Genomic DNA, 22,097 nt, shown 5'->3' with positions numbered 1-22,097 from the left:
ACTTGTCGCCGTCAGTGGTGCTGCGGTTGCTTCCTCTCCCATCCTTGATGATCTGGCGCCCCGCGAGCAATCGCATCTTTTAGGTTCAAGGACACTCCATGGCAACCGGCATCGTTAAGTGGTTCAACGCCGAAAAGGGTTACGGCTTCATCATGCCCGACGACGGCAGTAAAGACCTTTTCGCCCATTACTCCGAAATCCGCAGCGAAGGCTATAAGTCGCTGCAGGAAAACCAGCGCGTCACCTTCGAGGTCGGTACCGGTCCCAAAGGTCCAAGCGCCAAGAACATCAAGGTCGCAGCCTGATACTTTAGGGGTGGCGTGCCGGGCGCACCCCGGTGTTCGACCCATGAAAAAGCCTCCACACGCAACGTGTGGAGGCTTTTTTTGTCACCGGCGCCAAGCGCCGTGATCGAGTCTTAATGCTTGTGGGTGGGCGAGGTCGACAATTTGTCAACCAGCGCGATGCCCAGCGCGGACAGAATGAACAGCGCGTGAATGATGGTTTGCCACATGACGCCCGCTTCGGTGAAGCGGGCGTTGGGGGTGCCGATCGTGCCTGCCTCGATGAACGTGCGCAAAAGGTGGATCGACGAAATGCCGATGATGGCCATCGCCAACTTCACTTTGAGCACACTGGCGTTGACATGGCTCAACCACTCCGGCTGATCCGGATGATTCTGCAGGCGCAGGCGCGACACGAACGTCTCGTATCCACCCACGATCACCATGACAAGCAGATTCGAGATCATGACCACGTCGATCAGTCCCAGCACCAGCAGCATGATCTCCATTTCGCCAAAGCTATTGGCATGCGTCACCAAGTGCCACAGCTCTTTCAGGAAGAGCATGACGTAGACGCCTTGCGCAACGATCAGGCCCAGGTACAGCGGCAGCTGCAGCCAGCGAGAACTGAAGATCAGACTGGGCAGCATGCCTAAGCGGGGAGGGGGATTTTCATTCATGTTGGGTGCGAGCCGTATGTGGGTGTGCAATAAAAGTGCGGCGGCAATTCTAACAACCCCGGCGTAACGCCGGCAGCAGATTTTTACGACAGTTTGCCGGTGCGCATAGCGACGCTGTTAGCACGCCTGGGACGCGCTTGCCCGACTTTTGTGTAAGCGAAACTGCCATTTGCGAAACTCTGTGGCGAAACGCTTGGAGCGCTTTCGGCATATATAGAATTGCCGCCTTGCTCGCATAGAGTTAGCCAAGAGGAGTTTGTTCCCATGAAGATCCGCTACACCGTTGCCGCGTTGGCTGTTGCGCTTGCCCCTTTTTCCACGTCGCACGCCTTCGACATCGGCGGCCTGGTGGGCGCCGGCAGCAAGGTCGTGCAAGCTGCCACGCTGAGCGATGCCGAAATCAAGACGCTGTCTGACAAGGCTTGCGCGCAAAGCGACGCACAGGAAAAGATCGCGGCTCCGGGCAGCAAGTACGACGCGCGCCTGCAGAAGATCGCCAAGGCGCTGGGTGGCAGTGTTAACGGCCAGAAGGCCAGCTACAAGGTCTACCTCACCAAGGACGTCAACGCTTGGGCCATGGCCAACGGTTGCATCCGTGTCTACAGCGGCCTGATGGACATGATGACGGACGACGAAGTGATGGGCGTGGTGGGCCATGAAATCGGCCACGTCGCACTGGGCCATAGCAAGAAGGCCATGCAGACCGCCTATACGGTGTCGGCCGCGCGCGATGCGGCGGGTGCTGCCGGTGGCGCCACGGTTGCCGCGCTGAATTCGTCGCAATTGGGCGATCTGACCGAGAAGTTCATCAACGCGCAGTTCTCGCAATCGCAGGAAAGCGCGGCGGACGACTATTCGTTCGACCAGTTGCAGGCCAAGAAGCTCAATACCCGCGGTTTGGTGACGGCTTTCCAGAAGCTTGCCGAGCTGGATGGCGGCAAGAGCGATATGATGAGCTCGCACCCGTCCTCGGCCAAGCGCGCTCAACACATCGAAGACCGCATCGCCAAGGCGAAATAAGGCGTCGAAACGACGTTCGCCCTCCCATTTCGGGCGGAAAACGGGGCGCGAGTATCCGGGCAAATCCGGGGCTCGCGCCCCTTTGCGTCAGGGTTCCGGAAGTTTCCGGTAAAATGCCGCGTTTATCCGCCCGTAATCTCATCTCTCGGAAAATAGGTCTTTTAATGCAGCCTGTGGTTGAAACCCTCTCCGGCCTGGAGCGCCGTGTTGATCTGGCCGTCTCGGTGGCCGACGTCGAAAAGGAAGTCCAGGCGCAATTGAAGCGCGTGGCTCGCACCGCCAAGGTCCCCGGCTTCCGCCCGGGTAAGGCTCCGCTCGCCATGCTCGAGCGCAGTCATGGCCCCAGCATCCGCTACGACGTGATCAACAGCCAAGTTGGCCGTGCGTTCGAACAAGCCATCGACGGCGCGAAGCTGCGCGTCGCTGGCGCCCCGAACCTGGAACCCAAGACTGAAGGCGTCACCGACGACACGCTGGCGTTTACCGCCACGTTCGAGGTGTACCCCGAAGTCGCCGTCCCGGATCTGTCGGCCCTGGCCGTCACCCGTTACGAAACCGCCGTCACCGACGCCGAAGTTCAACAAACCCTGGACGTCCTGCGCAAGCAGCGCGCCACGTTCGAAGCCCGTGAAGGCCGCGCCTCGCAAGACGGCGACCGCGTCACGCTCGACTTCGCCGGCACCATCGACGGCGTGCCGTTCGAAGGCGGCAAGGCCGAAGACTTCCCGTTCGTGCTCGGCCAAGGCCGCATGCTGCCGGAATTCGAAGAAGCCGCCCGCGGCCTGAAGGCTGGCGAAACCAAGGTTTTCGAACTGAAGTTCCCGGACGACTACCAAGGCGTGGAAGTTGCCGGCAAGACCGCCGAATTCACCATCACCGTCAAGGAAGTGGCTGAAGGCGTCCTGCCCGAACTGAACAGCGAATTCGCCCAGTCGCTCGGCCAAGCCGAAGGCGACGTCGAAAAGCTGAAGGCCGACATCCGCAGCAACATCGAGCGCGAAGTCAAGGTCCGTTCGGCTGGCCGTACCAAGTCCAGCGTCATGGACGCCCTGGTCGAGGCCGGCAAGTTCGACGTGCCGAAGGCGCTGGTCGACAACGACGTGCAAGGCCGTGTCGCCGCCGCCCGCGAAGAGTTGAAGCAGCGTGGCATTCCCAACGCTGAATCCGTGCCGATCCCGGCTGAAGCCTTCTCGACCGAATCCGAACGCCGTGTCCGCCTGGGCCTCTTGGTGTCGGAACTGGTCAAGCAAGCTCAACTGCAAGCCAAGCCCGAGCAAGTTCGTGCGCGCATTGAAGAATTCGCGGAAAACTACGAACAACCCGCTCAGGTTGTCAGCTATTACCTGGCTGACCGCCAGCGTCGTGCTGAAATCGAGGCTATCGTGCTGGAAGACAATGTCGTCGCGCACGTGCTGGAAAAGGCCAAGGTCACCGACGAAAAGGTGCCTTTCGATCAGTTGATGGGGATGGCGTAACACTATGCAGAGATTCACCGATTTCTATGCGGCAATGAATGGCGGGTCTTCGGTGACCCCCACCGGCCTGGGCTACATTCCCATGGTTATCGAGCAGTCGGGGCGCGGCGAGCGCGCCTACGACATCTATTCGCGTCTGCTCCGCGAACGGCTCATTTTCCTGGTGGGTCCGGTCAATGACGCAACGGCCAACTTGGTTGTGGCGCAGTTGCTGTTCCTGGAATCGGAGAATCCTGACAAGGACATTTCCCTGTACATCAACTCGCCCGGCGGGTCGGTGTACGCGGGAATGGCCATTTTCGACACCATGCAGTTCATCAAGCCGGACGTATCCACCCTGTGCACGGGCCTTGCGGCCAGCATGGGCGCGTTCCTGCTGGCGGCTGGCAAGAAGGGCAAGCGTTTCACGTTGCCCAACTCGCGGATCATGATCCACCAGCCGTCCGGTGGCGCCCAGGGCCAAGCGTCCGACATCCAGATCCAGGCTCGCGAGATCCTGGACCTGCGCGAACGTCTTAACCGTATTCTGGCCGACAACACCGGCCAGTCGATTGAGCGCATCGGCCTAGACACGGAACGTGACAACTTCATGTCCGCCGAAGATGCGGTATCGTATGGATTGGTGGACAAGGTAATGAACTCTCGTTCGGAAGGCTGACTTCCCGGTTGTTCTGAACCCGCTGCCATCAAGTTTGAGTAAGCGCATGCGCCGGGCTTCTTACCGGTCTGGCGCATCTTTACCTGAGATACGAAACAAATATGCCTGAAAAAAAGGGATCGGCAGACGCAAAAGTGCTGCATTGCTCGTTTTGCAATAAAAGCCAGCATGAAGTCCGCAAGCTGATCGCGGGTCCGTCGGTATTCATCTGCGATGAGTGCATAGATCTGTGCAACGACATCATCCGCGAAGAAGCGCAGGCTACCGCGCGCGCGGCGATTCGTTCCGAACTGCCCACTCCGGCCGAAATCAAGACTTTCCTCGACCAATACGTCATTGGGCAAAACTCGCCCAAGCGTATGCTGGCCGTGGCGGTTTACAACCATTACAAGCGCATTCGTCACGGCGAGATCAAGGGTGACGAAGTCGAGCTCTCCAAGAGCAACATCATGCTGATCGGCCCCACGGGCTCCGGCAAGACGCTTTTGGCGCAGACGCTGGCGCGCATGCTGAATGTGCCTTTCGTCATGGCTGACGCCACGACGCTGACCGAAGCCGGCTATGTCGGTGAAGACGTCGAGAACATCATTCAGAAGTTGCTGCAGAACTGCAACTACGAAGTCGAGAAGGCGCAGCGCGCCATTATCTACATCGACGAAATCGACAAGATTTCCCGCAAGTCCGATAACCCCTCCATCACTCGTGATGTGTCGGGCGAAGGCGTGCAGCAGGCGTTGTTGAAGCTGATCGAAGGTACGGTCGCTTCCGTGCCTCCGCAGGGCGGCCGCAAGCATCCCAACCAGGATTTCGTCCAGGTCGACACGACCAATATCCTCTTCATCGTGGGCGGCGCCTTCGACGGATTGGAAAAGGTCATCCGCGACCGTACCGAGAAATCGGGCATCGGTTTCTCGGCGTCGGTGCGAGCCAAGTCCGAGCGGGGCGTGGGCGAACTCTTCTCTGAAGTCGAACCCGAGGATCTGATCAAGTTTGGCTTGATCCCGGAACTCGTCGGTCGTCTGCCCGTGGTTGCCACGCTGGACGAACTTGACGAAGCTGCCTTGGTGCAGATTCTGACCGAGCCCAAGAACGCCTTGCTGAAACAGTTCCAGAAGCTGTTCGCCATGGAAGGCGCCGAGTTGGATTTGCGGCCGGCGGCATTGAAGGCCATTGCTCGCAAGGCCCTCAAGCGCAAGACTGGCGCCCGGGGCTTGCGTTCGATCATTGAACAGACGCTGCTGGACACCATGTACGAGCTGCCGTCGCAAGGTAACGTCAAGCGCGTCGTCGTGGACGAGGGCGCGATTGAAGGCGAGGGCAAGCCCTTGCTGATCTACGCTGACGAAGCCGGCGAAAAGGACAAGCCCGAGCGCGGCGAAGTCCGCGACGCCGCTGCCTGATATTTCAAAAAAGCCCGTTCCTGTAACGGGTTTTTTTGCCGTAGGACTGCCCTTCGGGGCATTTTTTTTGGCCTTTAGACTATCCGGCAGCCGGGATCTTGAATTTTCGGCTATTGTTCCCATAACAGACGTAACTGACGTGGATAGCTCGGGGACACCCCGAGCACCTTGTCCCCGATACGCCGAGTCATACCGAGGAACCTCCTATGTCTGCCAGCCAGACCCTGCCTTCCGACCCGATCGACCTGCCCCTGCTCCCACTTCGTGATGTCGTGGTGTTTCCGCACATGGTCATCCCGCTGTTCGTCGGCCGTCCGCGCTCTATCCGCGCGCTCGAGGTTGCGATGGAAGCGGGCAAAAGCATCATGCTCGTGGCCCAAAAGTCCGCCGGCAAGGATGACCCCACCCCTGAAGACGTCTACGAGATCGGCTGCGTTGCAGGCATCCTGCAGATGCTCAAGCTGCCCGACGGCACCGTAAAGGTGCTGGTCGAAGGCACCCAGCGTGCCCGCATCAGCAGCATCGAGGATGCCGATTCGCATTTCACCTGCCAGGTGACGCCTATCGAGCCGGACGCCATGCAAGGCTCCGAGACCGAGGCCCTGCGCCGCGCGATCGTCGCCCAGTTCGAACAGTACGTAAAGCTCAACAAGAAGATCCCCCCGGAGATCCTGACCTCGTTGGCTGGCATCGATGATGCGGGCCGCCTGGCTGACACGATCGCCGCGCATCTTCCGCTGAAGCTCGAGCAAAAGCAAAAGATGCTCGAGATCGTCGGCACGTCCGAGCGCCTTGAAGGTCTGCTTACCCAGCTCGAAACCGAAATCGACATCCTTCAAGTCGAAAAGCGGATTCGCGGCCGCGTGAAGAAGCAGATGGAAAAGAGCCAGCGCGACTACTACCTGAATGAGCAGGTCAAGGCCATTCAGAAAGAGTTGGGCGAGGGCGAAGAAGGCGCGGACATCGAAGAGCTTGAAAAGAAGATCATCGCTGCCCACATGCCTAAAGAGGCGCGCAAAAAGGCCGACGCTGAGCTCAAGAAGCTCAAGCTAATGTCGCCGATGTCTGCCGAAGCCACGGTGGTGCGCAACTACATCGATACGCTTATCAACCTCCCCTGGAGGAAGAAGAGCAAAATCAACAACTCGATCTCCAACGCCGAGACGGTGCTGGACAACGACCATTACGGTCTGGAAAAGGTCAAGGAACGCATCCTTGAATATCTTGCCGTGCAACAGCGCGTAGACAAGGTGAAGGCGCCGATCCTGTGCCTGGTTGGCCCTCCTGGTGTAGGTAAGACCTCGCTCGGGCAGTCGATCGCCAAGGCGACGAACCGCAAGTTCGTGCGCATGGCGCTGGGTGGGGTGCGTGACGAGGCTGAGATCCGTGGCCACCGTCGTACGTATATCGGTTCGATGCCCGGCAAGATCGTCCAGAACATGTCGAAGGTTGGCGTGCGCAATCCGTTGTTCCTGCTTGATGAAATTGACAAGCTGGGCATGGATTTCCGTGGTGACCCTTCGTCGGCGTTGCTCGAAGTGCTGGATCCGGAACAAAACCACACGTTCCAGGACCACTACATAGAAGTCGACTTCGACCTCTCCGACGTGATGTTCGTGGCGACCAGCAATACGCTGAATATCCCGCCGGCCCTTCTGGACCGTATGGAAGTGATCCGCCTGTCCGGTTACACGGAAGAGGAAAAGATCCATATCGCCCGCGACCATCTGCTGCCCAAGCTGATGCAGAACAATGGCGTGAAAGATAGCGAGCTGACCGTCGACGACAGCGCATTGCGCGACATTGTGCGCTACTACACCCGGGAAGCCGGTGTGCGGGCGCTTGAACGCGAAGTGGGCAAGATTTGCCGCAAGGTCATTAAACAATTGCTGACCCAGAATGACCGCGCCAAGGCCGAAGGTAAAACCCTTGAGGCCAAGCCGGTCAACGTCACGGGCGACAACCTGAGCGATTACCTCGGTGTGCGTCGCTATACGTTCGGTATGGCCGAGAAGGAAAACCAGATCGGTCAGGTGACCGGACTTGCCTGGACGGAAGTGGGTGGCGACTTGCTGACCATCGAAGTCGCTGACATGCCTGGTAAGGGTGTCATCCAGCGCACGGGTTCGCTCGGCGACGTGATGAAGGAGTCCGTTGAGGCTGCTCGCACGGTGGTGCGTTCACGGGCGCGTCGCCTGGGCTTTGCCGACAGCGTCTTTGAAAAGCACGACATGCACGTGCACGTGCCGGAAGGCGCGACGCCGAAGGACGGTCCGTCCGCTGGTATCGCGATCACCACGGCCATGGTTTCGGCGTTGTCGCGCATTCCCGTGCGTGCCGATGTCGCCATGACCGGTGAGATCACGCTGCGCGGTGAAGTGTTGCCGATCGGCGGCTTGAAGGAAAAGTTGCTAGCAGCCCATCGTGGCGGCATCAAGACGGTCTTGATCCCGGAGGAAAACGTCAAAGACTTGGCGGAAATCCCGGACAACGTCAAAAACCATCTTGAGATCGTCCCGGTCCGCTGGATCGACAAGGTGCTGGAGCTGGCCTTGGAGCGTCTACCTGAGCCGCTGTCAGAGGAAGAGGCCGTGAAGGAGCCGCTAGTGGCCAAACCGGCGGAACCCGGTTCAACCGACCCCGTCCTTAAGCACTGATTGCTTGCTTGGATTTGGCCGCCCTTAGATGTAGAAGAGGGCGGCCAAATAAAAACCCCGTCACGTTCTGAACGTGGCGGGGTTTTTTATTGAGCAGGCGAATGCGTGGCGCTTGCTTAATGCAATGCGTGCGTACGAATCAAGCCGACCGCAATTCCTTCCAGCGCGAATTCCTGGTCGGCTTCGACCACGATGGTTTGAAAGTCTGGGTTTTCAGGCAGAAGCTCGATATGACCGTTAATGCGCTGCAGGCGCTTGACCGTGACTTCATCGCCAATACGTGCCACCACAATTTGGCCGTTGCGGGCTTCGGACGCTTTCTTCACGGCGAGTAAGTCGCCTTCCAGGATGCCGGCGTCGCGCATGCTCATGCCTCGCACCTTCAGCAGGTAGTCGGGCGTTTGCGCGAACAGGTGAGGGTCAACGCCAACTTCACGTTCCACGTGCTCGGCCGCAAGAATAGGGCTGCCTGCCGCTACCCGCCCGACCAGCGGCAACAGCAATTGCGACAGTGAGGGCAGGGGTGAAGATGTCTGCGTAGCGGAGGACCCGCCATCTTTCAGGCGTATGCCACGCGAAGCGCCAGCGGTGAGTTCGATGGCGCCCTTGCGGGCCAGTGCTTTGAGGTGGTCTTCCGCGGCATTGGGTGAACGGAAGCCTAAGGCCTGGGCAATTTCAGCGCGCGTCGGTGGAAACCCCGTGCGCGTGACGGTTTGCCGGATGAGGTCCAGAATTTGTTGCTGGCGATCTGTAAGTTTGCTGGCCATGGCGATGATCCGGTGCGAGCGGACTGTACATATATACAGCGCCATTCTGGGGGACGCAGCGCAAAAAAGCAAGCTGGTGCCTGGCGTAATGCAAAACGGAGCCCGAGGGCTCCGTTTTGTCAGGCAGGGGTCCAAGAACCCGCTTGCGGACGAGGTTACAGCACAGCAGCGATGCCGGCAGCGACCTTGTCAATGTTGCCGCTATTCAGTGCTGCAACGCAGATGCGGCCGCTGGACACGGCGTAAACGCCATGTTCTTCGCGCAGGCGGTCGACTTGCGCCGACGTCAGGCCCGAATACGAGAACATGCCACGCTGTTCCAGAACAAAGCTGAAGTCCTGCTTGCCGCCGTGTTCTTTGATTTTCTCGACCAACTGCTTGCGCATCAGGCGGATGCGGTCGCGCATGCCCGCGAGTTCTTCTTCCCACATGGCGAAGAGCTCAGGCGTATTCAAAACCGTCGACACCACCGTGCCACCGTGGGTGGGCGGGTTGGAGTAGTTGGTGCGAATGACGCGCTTCAGTTGGCTCAGCACGCGGACGGCTTCGTCCTTGCTACCAGCGACGACCGTCAGCGCACCGACGCGCTCGCCGTACAGCGAGAACGACTTCGAGAACGACGAGCTGATGAACATGGTCATGTCCAGATCGGCGAACATGCGCACGACGGCAGCGTCTTCGGTCAGGCCTTCGCCAAAGCCTTGATAGGCGATGTCGAGGAACGGAACCAGGTTGTTTTGTTTCACCACCGCAGCGATTTGCTTCCACTGTTCGGTCGTGGGGTCCACGCCGGTGGGGTTGTGGCAGCATGCGTGCAGCACAACGACGGTCTGGGCCGGGGCTGCCTTCAGATCGGCCAGCATGGCATCGAAATTCAGGCCGCGAGTGGTGGCGTCGTAGTACGAGTACGTGCCAACTTCAAAGCCGGCGCGCTCGAACAGCGCACGGTGGTTTTCCCAGCTGGGGTTACTGATCAGCACCTTGGAGGTGGGCAGCAGTTGACGCAGGAAATCAGCGCCGATCTTCAGTGCGCCGGTGCCGCCCAGTGCTTGGGTGGTCAGGACGCGCCCGGCCGCGGCCAGCGCGGAATCTTTGCCCAACAGCAGCGCTTGCGCACCCTGGTTGTAGCCGGCGATGCCTTCAATAGGCAGATAGCCGCGAGCGGCGGCGGCTTCAATGCGGGCGGTTTCGGCCTTGCGAACGGCGCCCAACAGGGGGATCCGTCCCTGATCGTCGTAGTACACGCCCACGCCCAGGTTGACTTTACCCGGGCGCGTATCCGCGTTGAATTGTTCGTTCAGACCAAGAATGGGGTCGCGCGGCGCGAGTTCGACGGAATCGAAAAGGTTGCTCATGGGCTTCTGATGAGGATGGGTGGACGCAGTACGAGGTGCTGTGGATAATGGGGGGTTTACCCTGGAACAGTCTAGCATGCCAAACAGCCCAATAGACCCAAGCGGCGCGGGAGATCTGGCTCAGAATCCCGCTACGGATTCTGCGGCGCCGGCAGCGGCTGAGGCCGTGCCTGGAACCAGCGTCGAACCCCGCGTCGAACCCCGCGTCGAACCCCGTTTCGTCGAGTATCCAGGCAGCCCGTACCAGTTGTTCCAGCCCTATCCCCCTGCAGGCGACCAGCCCGCCGCCATTGACGGCTTGCAGCAGGGGATAGAAGACGGCCTGATGTTCCAGACGCTTTTGGGCGTTACAGGCTCGGGCAAAACCTACACCATGGCCAACGTGATCGCCCGCCTGGGGCGTCCCGCATTGGTACTGGCACCAAATAAGACGCTCGCGGCACAGTTGTACGCAGAAATGCGCGAGTTCTTTCCAAAGAACGCGGTCGAGTACTTCGTTTCCTACTACGACTATTACCAGCCCGAGGCCTATGTACCTACGCGCGATCTGTTCATTGAGAAGGATTCGTCCATCAATGAACACATCGAGCAAATGCGGCTGTCGGCCACCAAGAGCCTGCTCGAACGGCGGGATACGATCATCGTGGGGACCGTGTCGTGCATCTACGGTATCGGTAACCCGGCCGACTACCACGCAATGGTGCTGATTCTGCGCAGCGGGGATCAGATCTCGCGGCGGGAAATCCTGGCGCGCCTGGTGGCGATGCAATATACGCGCAATGACGCTGAATTCACTCGTGGCGTATTCCGGGTGCGGGGCGAATCCATCGATATTTTCCCTGCGGAAAGTGCGGAGTTGGCGCTGCGCCTGACCCTGTTTGATGACGAGATCGAAAGCCTGGAGCTTTTTGATCCGCTGACCGGCCGCATCCGCCAGAAGTTGCCCCGTTTCACCGTCTACCCCGGTTCGCACTATGTAACCCCCCGCGATACGGTGTTGCGTGCCATTGAAACCATCAAGGAAGAGCTGCGCGAACGGGTGAAGCGGTTTGTCGACGACGGGCATCTTGTCGAGGCGCAGCGGCTCGAACAACGGACGCGGTTCGACCTGGAAATGCTGCAGGAACTGGGCTTCTGCAAGGGCATCGAAAACTACTCCCGCCATTTGTCGGGTGCGGCGGCGGGCGAACCTCCGCCCACGCTCATTGATTACCTGCCTTCCGATGCCCTGATGTTCATCGACGAAAGCCACGTGACCATCGGCCAGCTCAGCGGCATGTACCGTGGGGACCGGTCGCGCAAGGAAACCCTGGTGCAATACGGGTTCCGGCTACCGTCGGCGCTGGACAACCGGCCGCTCAAGCTCGAGGAATTCGAGGTGCGGATGCGCCAGTGCGTGTTCGTGTCCGCAACTCCCGCTGCGTACGAGAAAGAGCATGCCGACAATGTTGTCGAACAGGTTGTGCGGCCGACCGGCCTGGTCGACCCCTTGGTAGAAGTGTTGCCTGCGCGCACGCAGGTGGACGATTTGCTGGGCCAGATCAAGGCCAGGGTCTCGCTAGGCGAGCGCGTCCTCGTGACCACGCTTACCAAGCGCATGGCCGAAGATCTGACCGACTTCCTGAGCGAGCATGGCGTCAAGGTTCGGTATCTGCATTCCGACATCGACACGGTCGAGCGCGTGGAAATTCTGCGCGATTTGCGGCTGGGAACGTTCGACGTGCTGGTGGGGATCAACTTGTTGCGCGAGGGTCTGGATATTCCGGAGGTGTCGCTGGTGGCGATTCTGGACGCGGACAAGGAAGGCTTCCTGCGGTCCGAGCGCAGTCTGATCCAAACCATCGGCCGAGCTGCTCGCAACCTGAACGGCCACGCGATTCTGTATGCGGATCGCATTACGGATTCGATGCAGCGGGCCATGGAGGAAACCAGCCGGCGGCGCGCCAAGCAACTGCAGTTCAACATCGACAACGGTATCACCGCGCGCGGGGTCCACAAGGCAGTGCGCGAGCTGATCGACGGGATCGTCGCGCCGGTGCAGCACGACGCGCTGGAGGCTGCGGTTCCGGCCGAGTTCTTGAAAGACGAAAAGGCGCTGGCTCGCGAACTCAAGCGCCTTGAAAAATTGATGATGGACCACGCTCGGAATTTGGAATTCGAGCAGGCGGCCGCTGCGCGTGATGCACTCACCGCGCTAAAGCAGCGGGTGCTCCTGGATGGCGCGGTGTGACCATTTGGTCCTGACGCTAGCGCTTTTTTTGCTTACGATAAGCTGAAAACAAGGAAGCCCGGTGGCTTGGTGGTGACAGTTTCGCAACGCACACGGGCAGTCTGTTTCGTTAGTGAGCTTTGACTTTTAATATTGCGCATAACATGTTGATTATGCTGAGTAAATTGCAAATGAATCGCTGCTAGGGGCCAATTGTTCATTTGCAAAAAAAGCTTGCCTTATCTCGGGTTTTCCCGCACACTTACTTCCATGATGACCAAGGTACTTTTCGTTTGCATGGGCAATATCTGTCGCTCGCCGAGCGCAGAGGGCGTGTTTCGCCATTTGGTGAACGACGCGGGTTTGGGCGATGTAGTTCGCATCGACTCCGCGGGCACGCACGCGTTTCACATTGGCGAGGCGCCTGATGCCCGGGCGCAGGCTGCGGCGCGTAAGCGCGGCTACGAGATCACGCACTGTGAGGCGCGTCAGGTCACCGCGGAAGATTTCCGCGATTTTGATCTTATCCTCGCCATGGATTGGGACAATCTGTCCGCCATGCAGCAACAGTGCCCCAAAACCTATCAGCACAAGTTGATGCTGCTGATGCGTTTCGCCAATGAGTTCGAAGAGGCCACTGTGCCCGATCCGTACTACGGCGGCGCTGATGGCTTTGGCAAGGTTCTCGATTATCTGGAAGACGCCTGCCAGGGTGTCCTGGAATTGGTCCGCAAGCGCGCTACCCAGTACCAAGCGGCCTGATCGCTTTTTACGTAGAGCCGCCAGCAGTGCGGCTCTTGGGGTGCATGGCAGTGAAAAAACCGCGCAACAGCGCGGTTTTTTCTGGCCTGGAGCCATACCAAATTAGTCGGGAATAGGCTATACTTGACCCAATTACTCGGGTATTGACCGCTGGATTCGCTGGCGGCCATTGCCGAATCACAGGGAACCCACCATGCGGCTAACTACCAAAGGGCGTTTCGCCGTGACTGCCATGATCGATCTCGCCATGCGCCAGCATAGCGGCCCGGTCACTCTTGCGGCCATCAGCCAGCGTCAGAACATTTCGCTTTCCTATCTGGAACAGCTATTCGGGAAATTGCGTCGCCACGAGCTCGTGGACAGCGTACGTGGCCCGGGCGGCGGTTACTCGCTTGCGCGTCTTGCGCGCAACGTGACCGTTGCAGACATCATCTTCGCGGTCGATGAGCCGCTGGACGCCACCAGCTGTGGCGGCAAACGGGACTGTACGAGCGGCAATGACGGCAAGCCGGGCAAATGCATGACGCATGAGCTCTGGGCTACGTTGAATCGCAAGATGGTCGATTACCTGGATTCGGTGTCCCTGCAAGATCTGGTCGATCAGCAGCGCGTGCGCCAGTTGCAGGAAGCCAGCAATCAAGCGCAGGCCTGCGCGGTGCGTGTCAATCGGGTAGGGGGCACCAATGCTGCCGCCAATTCCCCGACCACGGCCGTTGCGGCCAATGCCACCGTATAAGCAGTATCAGGAGTTGTAGATATGACCACCCGCCCGATTTATTTTGATTATTCGGCCACGACACCCGTCGATCCGCGCGTCGTGGACAAGATGGTGCCCTGGCTTTACGAGAACTTCGGCAACCCGGCATCGCGCAGCCACGCTTATGGCTGGGATTCCGAAGAAGCCGTTGAGCGCGCCCGCGAAGAAGTTGCCAAGCTGGTCAACGCCGACCCGCGCGAGATCGTCTGGACGTCCGGCGCAACGGAATCCGACAACCTGGCCATTAAAGGCGCCGCGAATTTCTACGCGGAACGCGGCAAGCACATCATCACCGTCAAGACCGAGCACAAAGCCGTGCTTGATACCTGTCGTGAATTGGAGCGCCAGGGCTTCGAAGTCACTTACTTGAACGTAAAGGACGATGGCCTGATTGATCTGGACACCTTCAAGGCGGCACTGCGCCCCGACACTGTGCTGGTATCGGTCATGATGGTGAACAACGAGATCGGCGTCGTTCAGGATATCGAAACGCTGGGCGAGATCTGCCGCGAGAAGGGCATCATTTTCCATGTGGACGCTGCTCAGGCGACCGGCAAGGTGGAAATCGATCTGCAAAAGCTGAAAGTCGATTTGATGTCGTTTTCGGCGCACAAGACCTACGGTCCCAAAGGTATCGGCGCGTTGTATGTGCGTCGCAAGCCGCGTATCCGCATCGAAGCGCAAATGCACGGTGGTGGTCACGAACGTGGTTTCCGCTCGGGCACGCTGGCCACGCACCAGATCGTGGGTATGGGCGAGGCGTTCCGCCTGGCTCGCGAAGAAATGGGTACCGAGAACGAGCGAGTCCGCATGTTGCGTGACCGTCTCTGGAACGGCCTGTCGCAGATCGAAGAGGTCTATTTGAACGGCGACATGGACCAGCGCGTGCCGCACAACCTGAATGTCAGCTTCAACTACGTCGAAGGCGAGTCCCTGATCATGGCGATCAAGGAACTGGCCGTGTCCAGCGGTTCGGCTTGCACGTCGGCCAGCCTGGAGCCGTCGTACGTGCTGCGCGCCCTGGGTCGTAATGATGAGTTGGCGCACAGTTCCATCCGTTTCACGCTGGGCCGCTTCACGACCGAAAAGGAAGTGGACTACGCGATTGAATTGCTCAAGAGCCGCGTTGGCAAGCTGCGCGATATGTCGCCGCTGTGGGAAATGGCCAAGGAAGGCATTGACTTGAACACCGTGCAGTGGGCTGCGCACTAAGCGCCCGCGCCAAGAAATTCGTGGAGAAATAACATGTCTTACAGCACCAAAGTTCTGGATCACTACGAAAACCCGCGCAACGTCGGTTCGTTCGACAAGTCGGACGAGTCGGTGGGCACCGGCATGGTCGGCGCACCCGCCTGTGGCGACGTCATGAAGCTGCAGATCAAGGTGAATGAAGCCGGCGTGATCGAAGACGCGCGCTTCAAGACCTACGGCTGCGGCTCGGCCATCGCGTCCAGCTCGCTCGTGACCGAATGGGTCAAGGGCAAGACCCTGGACCAGGCCATGAACATCCGCAACACGCAGATTGCCGAAGAGCTGGCCTTGCCGCCGGTGAAGGTGCACTGTTCCATCCTGGCCGAAGACGCGATCAAGGCCGCGGTGCAGAACTACAAAGAAAAGCACTCGGCGCCGGCTGAAGCGGTGGCAGGCTGATCATGTCCGTCACCCTGACCCAACAGGCAGCCAACCACATCGGCCGCTACTTGCAAAAGCGCGGAAAGGGGATTGGCTTGCGGCTCGGCGTTAGGACGACGGGCTGCTCCGGCATGGCCTACAAGTTGGAATACGTGGACGACTCGGCGCCGGAAGACGTCGTGTTCGAGAGCTTTGGCGTGAAGGTCTTCATCGACCCCAAGAGCCTGGCTTACCTGGATGGCACCGAGCTGGATTACGCCCGCGAAGGCCTGAACGAAGGTTTCAAGTTCCGTAACCCCAACGAGAAGGCGACCTGCGGCTGCGGCGAGTCGTTCACGGTGTAAGTCTTGGCTGTAGACGACCATTTCACGCTGTTCGGCTTGCCCGCCCGTTTTGACCTGGACGCGCAAGCCTTGGAAACCTCGTGGCGCGCTGTTGCCGCGCAGGTGCATCCTGATCGCTACGCCACAGCCAGCGCCGCGGAACGTCGCGTCGCCATGCAGTGGGCGGCGCGCGCCAATGAGGCTTACCGCGTGTTGCGAGATCCCTTGCTGCGGGCGCGCTATCTGTGCGAACAGGCAGGCGTGGATTTGCAGACCGAGAGCAACACGTCCATGGACACGGCTTTCCTGATGCAGCAGATGACGTGGCGCGAGATGCTGGATGACGCGCGCGACGATACTGATGCCTTGGCGGCGTTACGCGCAGAGCTGGAAGAGGCGCGAGTTTCGATGCGCGCCACGCTGAAACGCCTGCTCGACGACGAGCGCGATTACGCCGCCGCAGGCCTGAAAGTGCGGGAATGGATGTTCGTGGAAAAGCTGGCGCAAGAGCTGGCAGACGCCCAGCCCGCCGGATAGCGAACCCTGTGTTGGGGCGCCCGCCGTAGCGGGCGCCAGCACACCGCCGCTCACTGACCAGAAGAACACAATCATGGCCTTATTGCAGATATCCGAGCCCGGTGAGTCGCCCGCGCCGCACCAGCGCAAGCTGGCGGTGGGCATTGATCTGGGCACTACCAATTCCCTCGTTGCGGCGGTGCGCAGCAGCGTGGCGGAAGTGCTGCCAGATGCGCAAGGCCATGCCTTGCTGCCGTCGGCGGTGCGTTATTTTCCTGGCGGCAAAGTCACGACTGGCCGCGAGCCGCTGGCGCAGCAGGCTGAAGACCCCTTGAACACCGTGGTGTCCGTGAAGCGATTCATGGGCCGCTCGTTGGACGAGGCACGCGCCACGCGGGCGCCGTACGAATTTGTGGACGCGCCCGGCATGGTGCGCATCCGCACGGCGCAAGGCGATTTGAGCCCGGTTGAGGTGTCGGCGCAGATTCTGGCGGTGTTGCGCCAGCGTGCCGAAGACGTGCTTGGCGACGACCTGGTGGGCGCGGTGATTACCGTGCCCGCTTATTTTGACGACGCACAACGCCAGGCAACGCGCGACGCCGCCCGCCTGGCTGGCCTGAACGTGCTGCGCCTGCTGAATGAGCCGACCGCCGCGGCCATTGCCTACGGCCTGGATCATGCCTCGGAAGGGGTGTATGCCGTTTACGACCTGGGCGGCGGCACGTTCGACATTTCCATTCTGCGTCTGACGCAAGGCGTTTTCGAAGTGATTTCGACTGGCGGCGATACGGCGCTGGGTGGGGATGACTTCGATGCCTTGATCGCCGACCATGCGGTGGCCAAGCTGGCCACCGGTGAGTTTTCACCCGCTGACCGTCGTGGCCTGTTGATGGCAGCGCGCGCCGCGCGTGAAGCCCTGTCGACCGCCGATAGCGCCACCCTGAAACTCCCGCTGTCAGACGGGCGTGACGTTGACCTGGTGTTGACGCGCGCTGAGTTCGAAACGTTGGCGCAGCCGCTGATTGAACGCACCCTGGATTGCGCGCGCCGCGCCTTGCGCGATGCGTCGCTGAAGCCGGCTGACGTGCGCGGCGTGGTGATGGTGGGCGGCGCAACGCGCATGCCCGTGGTGCGTGCTGCGGTGGGCCAGGTGTTTGGTACCGAGCCACTGACCGATCTGGACCCGGATCAAGTGGTGGCGCTGGGCGCCGCCTTGCAGGCGAATTTGCTGGCCGGCAACCGCGCGCCGGGCGAAGACTGGCTGCTGCTGGACGTGATTCCGCTGTCGTTGGGCCTGGAAACCATGGGCGGGCTGGTTGAGCGCGTGATTCCTCGCAACAGCACCATCCCCGTGGCACGCGCGCAAGAGTTCACCACGTTCAAGGACGGCCAGACGGCCATGAGCATTCATGTGGTGCAGGGCGAACGTGACCTCGTCGCGGATTCGCGTTCGTTGGCGCGGTTTGAACTGCGCGGCATTCCCCCCATGGTGGCTGGCGCGGCGCGTATCCGCGTGACGTTCCAGGTGGACGCCGACGGGCTGCTGAGCGTGACTGCCCGCGAGCAAAGCACGGGTGTCGAGGCCGCCGTTTCGGTCAAGCCGTCTTATGGGCTGGGCGACGACGAAATTGCGCAGATGCTGGCCGACAGCGTCGCGCAGGCGGATACGGATGCCCGCGCGCGCATGTTGCGCGAGCAGCAAGTGGACGCGCGCCAACTTGTGGAATCGGTGCAGGCCGCGCTGGCTGTGGACGGTGACTTGCTGGATGCTGACGAACGCAAGCGCGTCGACGAATGCCTGCAGGATGCCATCGGTGCACAGACTGCCGACGATGTGGAAACGGTGAAAGCCGCGGTGCAAGCCTTGTCGGCCGCTACCGACGACTTTGCCGCGCGCCGCATGGATCGCAGCATTCGCGCTGCGTTGGCTGGCCGCAAACTTGATGAGATTGCCTGAAAAGACGTTATGCCGAAACTGACTGTATTGCCTCATCCCGACTACTGCCCGGAAGGCGCTGTGATTGAAGACGCGCCCAAGGGCGTGTCGATCTGTCGCGTATTGCTGGACAACCACATCGACATCGAGCACGCCTGCGAATTGTCGTGTGCGTGCACGACCTGTCACGTGGTCATCAAGCAAGGGTATTCCGCGCTGGAAGACGCAACGGACGACGAAGAAGATCTGCTGGACAAAGCCTGGGGCCTGACGCCCACGTCGCGCCTGTCCTGCCAGGCGTTGGTGACCGACACGGACCTGACGGTAGAAATTCCGAAGTACACCATCAACCACGCCAAAGAGGGCCATTGATGAAGTGGACCGATACCTACGACATAGCCGCCGCCCTGGTCGACGCGCACCCCGACGTCGACCCCAAGACGCTGCGTTTTACGCAGTTGCGCGAATGGGTCATGGCATTGCCTGAATTCAACGACGACCCCGCCCACTGTGGCGAGAAAATCCTTGAGGCCATCCAGATGGCCTGGATAGACGAAGCGGACTGACCCGCCGACGCGAACAACGCTCCCGACAGGGAGCGTTTTTGTTTGCGCGGCCGTCATGCCGCGGCAAGGGCGGCCACGGTATCATCAAGGATCCGCACGTTGTGACCCCTACTTGTTCGAGTCTACTGATGCCCGCTGCCCAACTGCGCTTTGGCCTGGCCGCCAATCGTCTGCACCACGAAACCCCCGACGCCGCCTTGTTCACCTGGCTACGCGCGTGTTCGTCCACCATACGCGAGCTTGGCGTGCAACTGCACACCGTCGGCCGCACGCATGACGCCATCGTGCGCGAAGGCATGCTGCAAGGCTATAGCGGCCTGGTTCGCTATCCCTATGGACGCGAAGGCGGGCTGATGAAACTGGTGGCCCGCGTGACCGAAGGACGTGATGGGCAGGCGCCCTTTGACGGGGCAATCTATCTGATCGACCCCGTGGATCCGTCGTCGATTTTTCCGGAGGCGCTGGCGTTGAAGCGGCAGTGCATCACCCACGGTCGACCGTTCATTTCGACCTTGGCGGGCGCGATCGAATGGATGGAAGTCGAACGCCTGCATGCGGGACTGGCGCCGGATGCGTCCGTGTCGCGCCTGTTCAATTTCTCTGGCCAGACCTTGGCCATGATTGCCCACGATGCGCTCAAGGACGAGATGGTGGCGTTCGCAAGCGAGCATTTCGATGTGCTGTCGCAATTTGCGCGTCGGGTTGCGACGGGCACGACGGGCGGGCGGCTGAATGACCTGGCCTGGTCGCGCGGGTGGCCGAAAGACAAGCCGTGGGTGCATCGCTACCTGAGCGGGCCGCTGGGCGGCGACGCCCAGATTGCCGAACTGGTGCTTGAGCATCAATGCCAGCGCGTGATCTTCTTCGAAGACCCGCATGTTGCACGCCAACACGAGGCGGACATCCAATTGCTGGAGCGCGCCGTGCGCGTGGTGACCGAATCGGCAACCTGCGCGACATCGCCCACCGTGGCGCGGCGCTGGGCGCAGGCCGTGGAAAAGCGCATGGGGCTTATCTAAGGTGCTGATTACGCGGGTGAGCGCCCATCGGTGATGATGCGGCTGACTCTGTCGGCGACGGCTGTCGCGGCCATAGACAGTGGCAGCACGTCCGAACGGCACAGAAATACCGGGCGGGTCATGCGGGGCTTCTTGATGCGGCGCAGCGCCACATCGCCACGCATCGCTTCTGCCCGTACGGCCTCATACGAGAGGATCGTATGGGCAAGGCCTGCCTGAACCAGTTCTATTAACTGCGGTATCGCGTTGGCTTCGGCAATGACGTGGAACGCCGCGCCTTCTTGCTGTTGATAGTGGTCGAGCAGGCGCCGCAGGCTGTGGGGATTGCCCGGCAGTACCAGCGGAAGTTTGATCAGGGCGCTGAGTCCGATCGTGGGTAGCGCATTTAATTCCGCGGTCTTGGCCGACAGGCCCCCCCGCGGACCGGCCTGCACTCCGGTTTGCTTCCTGCCCTGTTTTTCTGGCGGAGACACCAGCACCAGCTCCTCGTCGATCAGATGCTGAAAGCGTAGGTCGACGGACGAGTCGTCACTGAAGGTCAGGCCCAGATCGGCATGGCCCGAGCTGACAAAGCCCGGGATGTATCCGGTGCTGGATTCAATGATCTTCAGGTAGACATCCGGCCAGTTCCGCAAGCTGAAACGCAGCAATGGCACCGCCACGAGCTTGGCCATGGACATCGACATCGCCAGGGACACCGTGCCGCGTGGCGCGGCCTGGTCCTCGCGCACATCGGCGCGCGCCGCATCGATGCGGCCCAGAATTTCCCGCGCGTGCGCCAGCAACCGCGTTCCCGCCGTGGTTGGCGTGACCCCTCGCGACGTTCTGTGCAGCAGCACCACGCCCAGATCTTCTTCCAAATTGCGAATCAACAGGCTCAGCGCGGGCTGGGCCACGTGTAGTGCAGCCGCGGCGCGGCTGATCGAACCGGTGGACACCACGGCGACAAAGCACTGCATGGCACGAATCGACATCGACATGACACACCCTGAGCAAGGCTTGATATAACAATTTTATGATAACCAGCATATAAAAACGGTATTTCTCATATATCAGACCGATTTGCATAATGCAGCCGCCACCACCGAAAAACACAAGGAGACATCATGGCGCTCATGAAAGCACTGGCCATCGCGATTGCCGCGACCGTTCTGGTATCGCCCGCGGTCGCGGACACCTGGCCCACTAAACCGATTACCTTGCTGGTGCCGTTCTCGGCTGGCGGGCCGACGGATTTCATCGCCCGCTTGGTGGCCGAGCCGCTATCGCGTGAACTGGGCCAGCAGGTCATTGTGCAGAACAAGCCGGGGGCCAGTGGCAATGTCGGTTATCAGAGCGTGCTGAATGGACCCGCCGACGGCTACACGTTGATGCACAACACGGTGGGCATGCAGGCCATCAACCCACTGATGTACCCCAACGCAAAGATGCATCCCTTGCAGGACTATGTGCCGATCGGCATCACAGGCGCCATGCCCAACCTGTTGGTTGTCAATCCCGAACGTACTCCCGCCAAAACGCTGGCAGATCTGGTCCAGCAAGGCCGCGAGGCGCCCCACGGCTTGAGCTTTGCGACGTTTGGCCCGGGCAGCTCGCCGCATGTGTATGGCACGTTGCTGCAAAAGCTGGCCAAGTTCCAAGCGGTGGGAGTGGCCTACAAGGGCAGCGCCAATGCCGTGACCGACGTTATCGGCGGGCAGGTGGATTTTTTGTTTGACAGCATGTCCACCAGTCTCGGCCAGGTACAGGCCGGCAGGCTTCGCGCGCTGGCCATCACCTCGGCTGAGCGTTCGCCCATGCTGCCCGACGTACCGACCCTGAAGGAAGCCGGCTACGCCGGTCTGGACCTGAAGTTCTGGTTCTCGCTGCAGGCGCCGAAAGGCACCCCGCCCGAGGTGGTGACCAAGCTGCGCGCGGCCGTGGCGAAGGTGGTGGCAAGCGAGGCCTATCGAAAGGCCATGCAAGAGCGCGGGGCGGAGGCGCTATCTGTCGCACCCGCTGAACTGGAAGCTTTTTTCAAGCGTGAAACGGCCCAATGGACCGACGCCGCGAACACCGTGGGCTTGAAGGCTGAATGATGA

Annotated in this window: 22 protein-coding genes; 18 read left to right on the top strand and 4 right to left on the bottom strand. The window is 60.4% G+C overall.

The window, feature by feature from the left end; translation table 11 throughout:
- Positions 1-98: 98 nt before the first annotated feature.
- Positions 99-305 (top strand): cold-shock protein, encoded by a 207-nt coding sequence (locus CVS48_RS21990; protein ID WP_006225311.1) that lies wholly within the window; start codon positions 99-101, stop codon positions 303-305.
- A gap of 113 nt (positions 306-418) precedes the next feature.
- Here the strand turns inward: CVS48_RS21990 and CVS48_RS21985 are convergent, their stop codons facing one another.
- A complete protein-coding gene (locus tag CVS48_RS21985; RefSeq protein ID WP_100856286.1) occupies positions 419-964 on the bottom strand; it encodes a TIGR00645 family protein in 546 nt (181 codons plus the stop codon).
- A 264-nt stretch (positions 965-1,228) separates the two neighbouring features.
- Here CVS48_RS21985 and loiP point away from each other — a divergent pair, with 264 nt between their 5' ends.
- The 5 genes from loiP to lon all read left to right on the top strand — a co-directional run bounded on the left by loiP (position 1,229) and on the right by lon (position 8,174).
- On the top strand, positions 1,229-1,984 hold the full coding sequence (gene loiP / locus CVS48_RS21980) for a metalloprotease LoiP (protein WP_100856285.1): 756 nt from the start codon (positions 1,229-1,231) through the stop codon (positions 1,982-1,984).
- Between the two features lie 164 nt (positions 1,985-2,148).
- Entirely contained in the window at positions 2,149-3,459 is a 1,311-nt protein-coding gene (tig, locus tag CVS48_RS21975) for a trigger factor (protein ID WP_100856284.1), read from the top strand.
- Positions 3,460-3,463: 4 nt separating this feature from the next.
- A complete protein-coding gene (gene clpP / locus CVS48_RS21970) occupies positions 3,464-4,117 on the top strand; it encodes an ATP-dependent Clp endopeptidase proteolytic subunit ClpP (RefSeq protein WP_100856283.1) in 654 nt (217 codons plus the stop codon).
- 101 nt (positions 4,118-4,218) lie between these two features.
- Positions 4,219-5,517 (top strand): ATP-dependent Clp protease ATP-binding subunit ClpX, encoded by a 1,299-nt coding sequence (gene clpX / locus CVS48_RS21965; RefSeq protein ID WP_100856282.1) that lies wholly within the window; start codon positions 4,219-4,221, stop codon positions 5,515-5,517.
- A 206-nt stretch (positions 5,518-5,723) separates the two neighbouring features.
- Positions 5,724-8,174, top strand: a complete 2,451-nt coding sequence (lon, locus tag CVS48_RS21960; RefSeq protein WP_100856281.1) for an endopeptidase La — start codon at positions 5,724-5,726, stop codon at positions 8,172-8,174.
- 116 nt (positions 8,175-8,290) lie between these two features.
- Here the strand turns inward: lon and lexA are convergent, their stop codons facing one another.
- Together lexA and CVS48_RS21950 are read right to left on the bottom strand one after the other, a co-directional pair.
- Positions 8,291-8,941 (bottom strand): transcriptional repressor LexA, encoded by a 651-nt coding sequence (lexA, locus tag CVS48_RS21955; protein ID WP_100856280.1) that lies wholly within the window; start codon positions 8,939-8,941, stop codon positions 8,291-8,293.
- A gap of 155 nt (positions 8,942-9,096) precedes the next feature.
- On the bottom strand, positions 9,097-10,296 hold the full coding sequence (locus CVS48_RS21950; protein WP_100856279.1) for an amino acid aminotransferase: 1,200 nt from the start codon (positions 10,294-10,296) through the stop codon (positions 9,097-9,099).
- A 76-nt stretch (positions 10,297-10,372) separates the two neighbouring features.
- Here CVS48_RS21950 and uvrB point away from each other — a divergent pair, with 76 nt between their 5' ends.
- The 11 genes from uvrB (at position 10,373) to CVS48_RS21895 (ending at position 20,016) form a co-directional block, all read left to right on the top strand.
- The gene (gene uvrB / locus CVS48_RS21945; protein WP_242001195.1) at positions 10,373-12,526 is read left to right on the top strand and encodes an excinuclease ABC subunit UvrB; all 2,154 of its coding nucleotides are present in this window, start codon (positions 10,373-10,375) and stop codon (positions 12,524-12,526) included.
- 249 nt (positions 12,527-12,775) lie between these two features.
- Positions 12,776-13,267 (top strand): low molecular weight protein-tyrosine-phosphatase, encoded by a 492-nt coding sequence (locus tag CVS48_RS21940; RefSeq protein WP_006225301.1) that lies wholly within the window; start codon positions 12,776-12,778, stop codon positions 13,265-13,267.
- Between the two features lie 193 nt (positions 13,268-13,460).
- Entirely contained in the window at positions 13,461-14,003 is a 543-nt protein-coding gene (gene iscR / locus CVS48_RS21935) for a Fe-S cluster assembly transcriptional regulator IscR (protein WP_100856277.1), read from the top strand.
- 21 nt (positions 14,004-14,024) lie between these two features.
- Positions 14,025-15,236, top strand: a complete 1,212-nt coding sequence (locus CVS48_RS21930; protein WP_050445293.1) for an IscS subfamily cysteine desulfurase — start codon at positions 14,025-14,027, stop codon at positions 15,234-15,236.
- Between the two features lie 33 nt (positions 15,237-15,269).
- Entirely contained in the window at positions 15,270-15,674 is a 405-nt protein-coding gene (gene iscU, locus CVS48_RS21925) for a Fe-S cluster assembly scaffold IscU (RefSeq protein WP_006220174.1), read from the top strand.
- 2 nt (positions 15,675-15,676) lie between these two features.
- Positions 15,677-16,000 (top strand): iron-sulfur cluster assembly protein IscA, encoded by a 324-nt coding sequence (gene iscA / locus CVS48_RS21920; protein WP_050445294.1) that lies wholly within the window; start codon positions 15,677-15,679, stop codon positions 15,998-16,000.
- A 3-nt stretch (positions 16,001-16,003) separates the two neighbouring features.
- Positions 16,004-16,516, top strand: coding sequence for a Fe-S protein assembly co-chaperone HscB (gene hscB, locus CVS48_RS21915; protein ID WP_100856276.1), 513 nt, complete (start codon positions 16,004-16,006; stop codon positions 16,514-16,516).
- Positions 16,517-16,589: 73 nt separating this feature from the next.
- A complete protein-coding gene (gene hscA / locus CVS48_RS21910) occupies positions 16,590-18,452 on the top strand; it encodes a Fe-S protein assembly chaperone HscA (RefSeq protein ID WP_100856275.1) in 1,863 nt (620 codons plus the stop codon).
- A gap of 9 nt (positions 18,453-18,461) precedes the next feature.
- Positions 18,462-18,803 (top strand): ISC system 2Fe-2S type ferredoxin, encoded by a 342-nt coding sequence (gene fdx, locus CVS48_RS21905; RefSeq protein WP_006225293.1) that lies wholly within the window; start codon positions 18,462-18,464, stop codon positions 18,801-18,803.
- On the top strand, positions 18,803-18,997 hold the full coding sequence (iscX, locus tag CVS48_RS21900; RefSeq protein ID WP_100856274.1) for a Fe-S cluster assembly protein IscX: 195 nt from the start codon (positions 18,803-18,805) through the stop codon (positions 18,995-18,997). The genes fdx and iscX overlap by 1 nt, the downstream gene beginning before the upstream one ends.
- Positions 18,998-19,125: 128 nt before the next feature.
- The gene (locus CVS48_RS21895; protein ID WP_050445298.1) at positions 19,126-20,016 is read left to right on the top strand and encodes a methylglyoxal synthase; all 891 of its coding nucleotides are present in this window, start codon (positions 19,126-19,128) and stop codon (positions 20,014-20,016) included.
- 8 nt (positions 20,017-20,024) lie between these two features.
- On the opposite strand, the gene CVS48_RS21890 is transcribed toward CVS48_RS21895, so the two are convergent.
- Entirely contained in the window at positions 20,025-20,996 is a 972-nt protein-coding gene (locus CVS48_RS21890; RefSeq protein ID WP_100856273.1) for a LysR family transcriptional regulator, read from the bottom strand.
- A 126-nt stretch (positions 20,997-21,122) separates the two neighbouring features.
- Here CVS48_RS21890 and CVS48_RS21885 point away from each other — a divergent pair, with 126 nt between their 5' ends.
- Positions 21,123-22,094, top strand: coding sequence for a Bug family tripartite tricarboxylate transporter substrate binding protein (locus tag CVS48_RS21885; protein ID WP_100856272.1), 972 nt, complete (start codon positions 21,123-21,125; stop codon positions 22,092-22,094).
- Positions 22,095-22,097 lie beyond the last annotated feature (3 nt).

It is taken from the genome of Achromobacter spanius (assembly GCF_002812705.1).
In the GTDB taxonomy this organism is placed as follows: Bacteria; Pseudomonadota; Gammaproteobacteria; order Burkholderiales; family Burkholderiaceae_B; genus Achromobacter; species Achromobacter spanius.
This window is presented reverse-complemented; position numbering and strand designations above follow the sequence as displayed.

Excerpts from the sequence above, each read along its gene's own strand:
- CVS48_RS21930 (WP_050445293.1), top strand. The coding sequence starts at position 14,025 with ATGACCACCCGCCCGATTTATTTTGATTATTCGGCCACGACACCCGTC.
- iscX (WP_100856274.1), top strand. The coding sequence starts at position 18,803 with ATGAAGTGGACCGATACCTACGACATAGCCGCCGCCCTGGTCGACGCG.
- iscR (WP_100856277.1), top strand. The coding sequence starts at position 13,461 with ATGCGGCTAACTACCAAAGGGCGTTTCGCCGTGACTGCCATGATCGAT.
- clpX (WP_100856282.1), top strand. The coding sequence starts at position 4,219 with ATGCCTGAAAAAAAGGGATCGGCAGACGCAAAAGTGCTGCATTGCTCG.
- hscA (WP_100856275.1), top strand. The coding sequence starts at position 16,590 with ATGGCCTTATTGCAGATATCCGAGCCCGGTGAGTCGCCCGCGCCGCAC.
- uvrB (WP_242001195.1), top strand. The coding sequence starts at position 10,373 with ATGCCAAACAGCCCAATAGACCCAAGCGGCGCGGGAGATCTGGCTCAG.
- fdx (WP_006225293.1), top strand. The coding sequence starts at position 18,462 with ATGCCGAAACTGACTGTATTGCCTCATCCCGACTACTGCCCGGAAGGC.
- tig (WP_100856284.1), top strand. The coding sequence starts at position 2,149 with ATGCAGCCTGTGGTTGAAACCCTCTCCGGCCTGGAGCGCCGTGTTGAT.
- CVS48_RS21895 (WP_050445298.1), top strand. The coding sequence starts at position 19,126 with ATGCCCGCTGCCCAACTGCGCTTTGGCCTGGCCGCCAATCGTCTGCAC.
- CVS48_RS21885 (WP_100856272.1), top strand. The coding sequence starts at position 21,123 with ATGGCGCTCATGAAAGCACTGGCCATCGCGATTGCCGCGACCGTTCTG.
- CVS48_RS21990 (WP_006225311.1), top strand. The coding sequence starts at position 99 with ATGGCAACCGGCATCGTTAAGTGGTTCAACGCCGAAAAGGGTTACGGC.
- clpP (WP_100856283.1), top strand. The coding sequence starts at position 3,464 with ATGCAGAGATTCACCGATTTCTATGCGGCAATGAATGGCGGGTCTTCG.
- CVS48_RS21950 (WP_100856279.1), bottom strand. The coding sequence starts at position 10,296 with ATGAGCAACCTTTTCGATTCCGTCGAACTCGCGCCGCGCGACCCCATT.
- lexA (WP_100856280.1), bottom strand. The coding sequence starts at position 8,941 with ATGGCCAGCAAACTTACAGATCGCCAGCAACAAATTCTGGACCTCATC.
- iscU (WP_006220174.1), top strand. The coding sequence starts at position 15,270 with ATGTCTTACAGCACCAAAGTTCTGGATCACTACGAAAACCCGCGCAAC.
- CVS48_RS21940 (WP_006225301.1), top strand. The coding sequence starts at position 12,776 with ATGATGACCAAGGTACTTTTCGTTTGCATGGGCAATATCTGTCGCTCG.
- CVS48_RS21985 (WP_100856286.1), bottom strand. The coding sequence starts at position 964 with ATGAATGAAAATCCCCCTCCCCGCTTAGGCATGCTGCCCAGTCTGATC.
- lon (WP_100856281.1), top strand. The coding sequence starts at position 5,724 with ATGTCTGCCAGCCAGACCCTGCCTTCCGACCCGATCGACCTGCCCCTG.
- loiP (WP_100856285.1), top strand. The coding sequence starts at position 1,229 with ATGAAGATCCGCTACACCGTTGCCGCGTTGGCTGTTGCGCTTGCCCCT.
- iscA (WP_050445294.1), top strand. The coding sequence starts at position 15,677 with ATGTCCGTCACCCTGACCCAACAGGCAGCCAACCACATCGGCCGCTAC.
- CVS48_RS21890 (WP_100856273.1), bottom strand. The coding sequence starts at position 20,996 with ATGTCGATGTCGATTCGTGCCATGCAGTGCTTTGTCGCCGTGGTGTCC.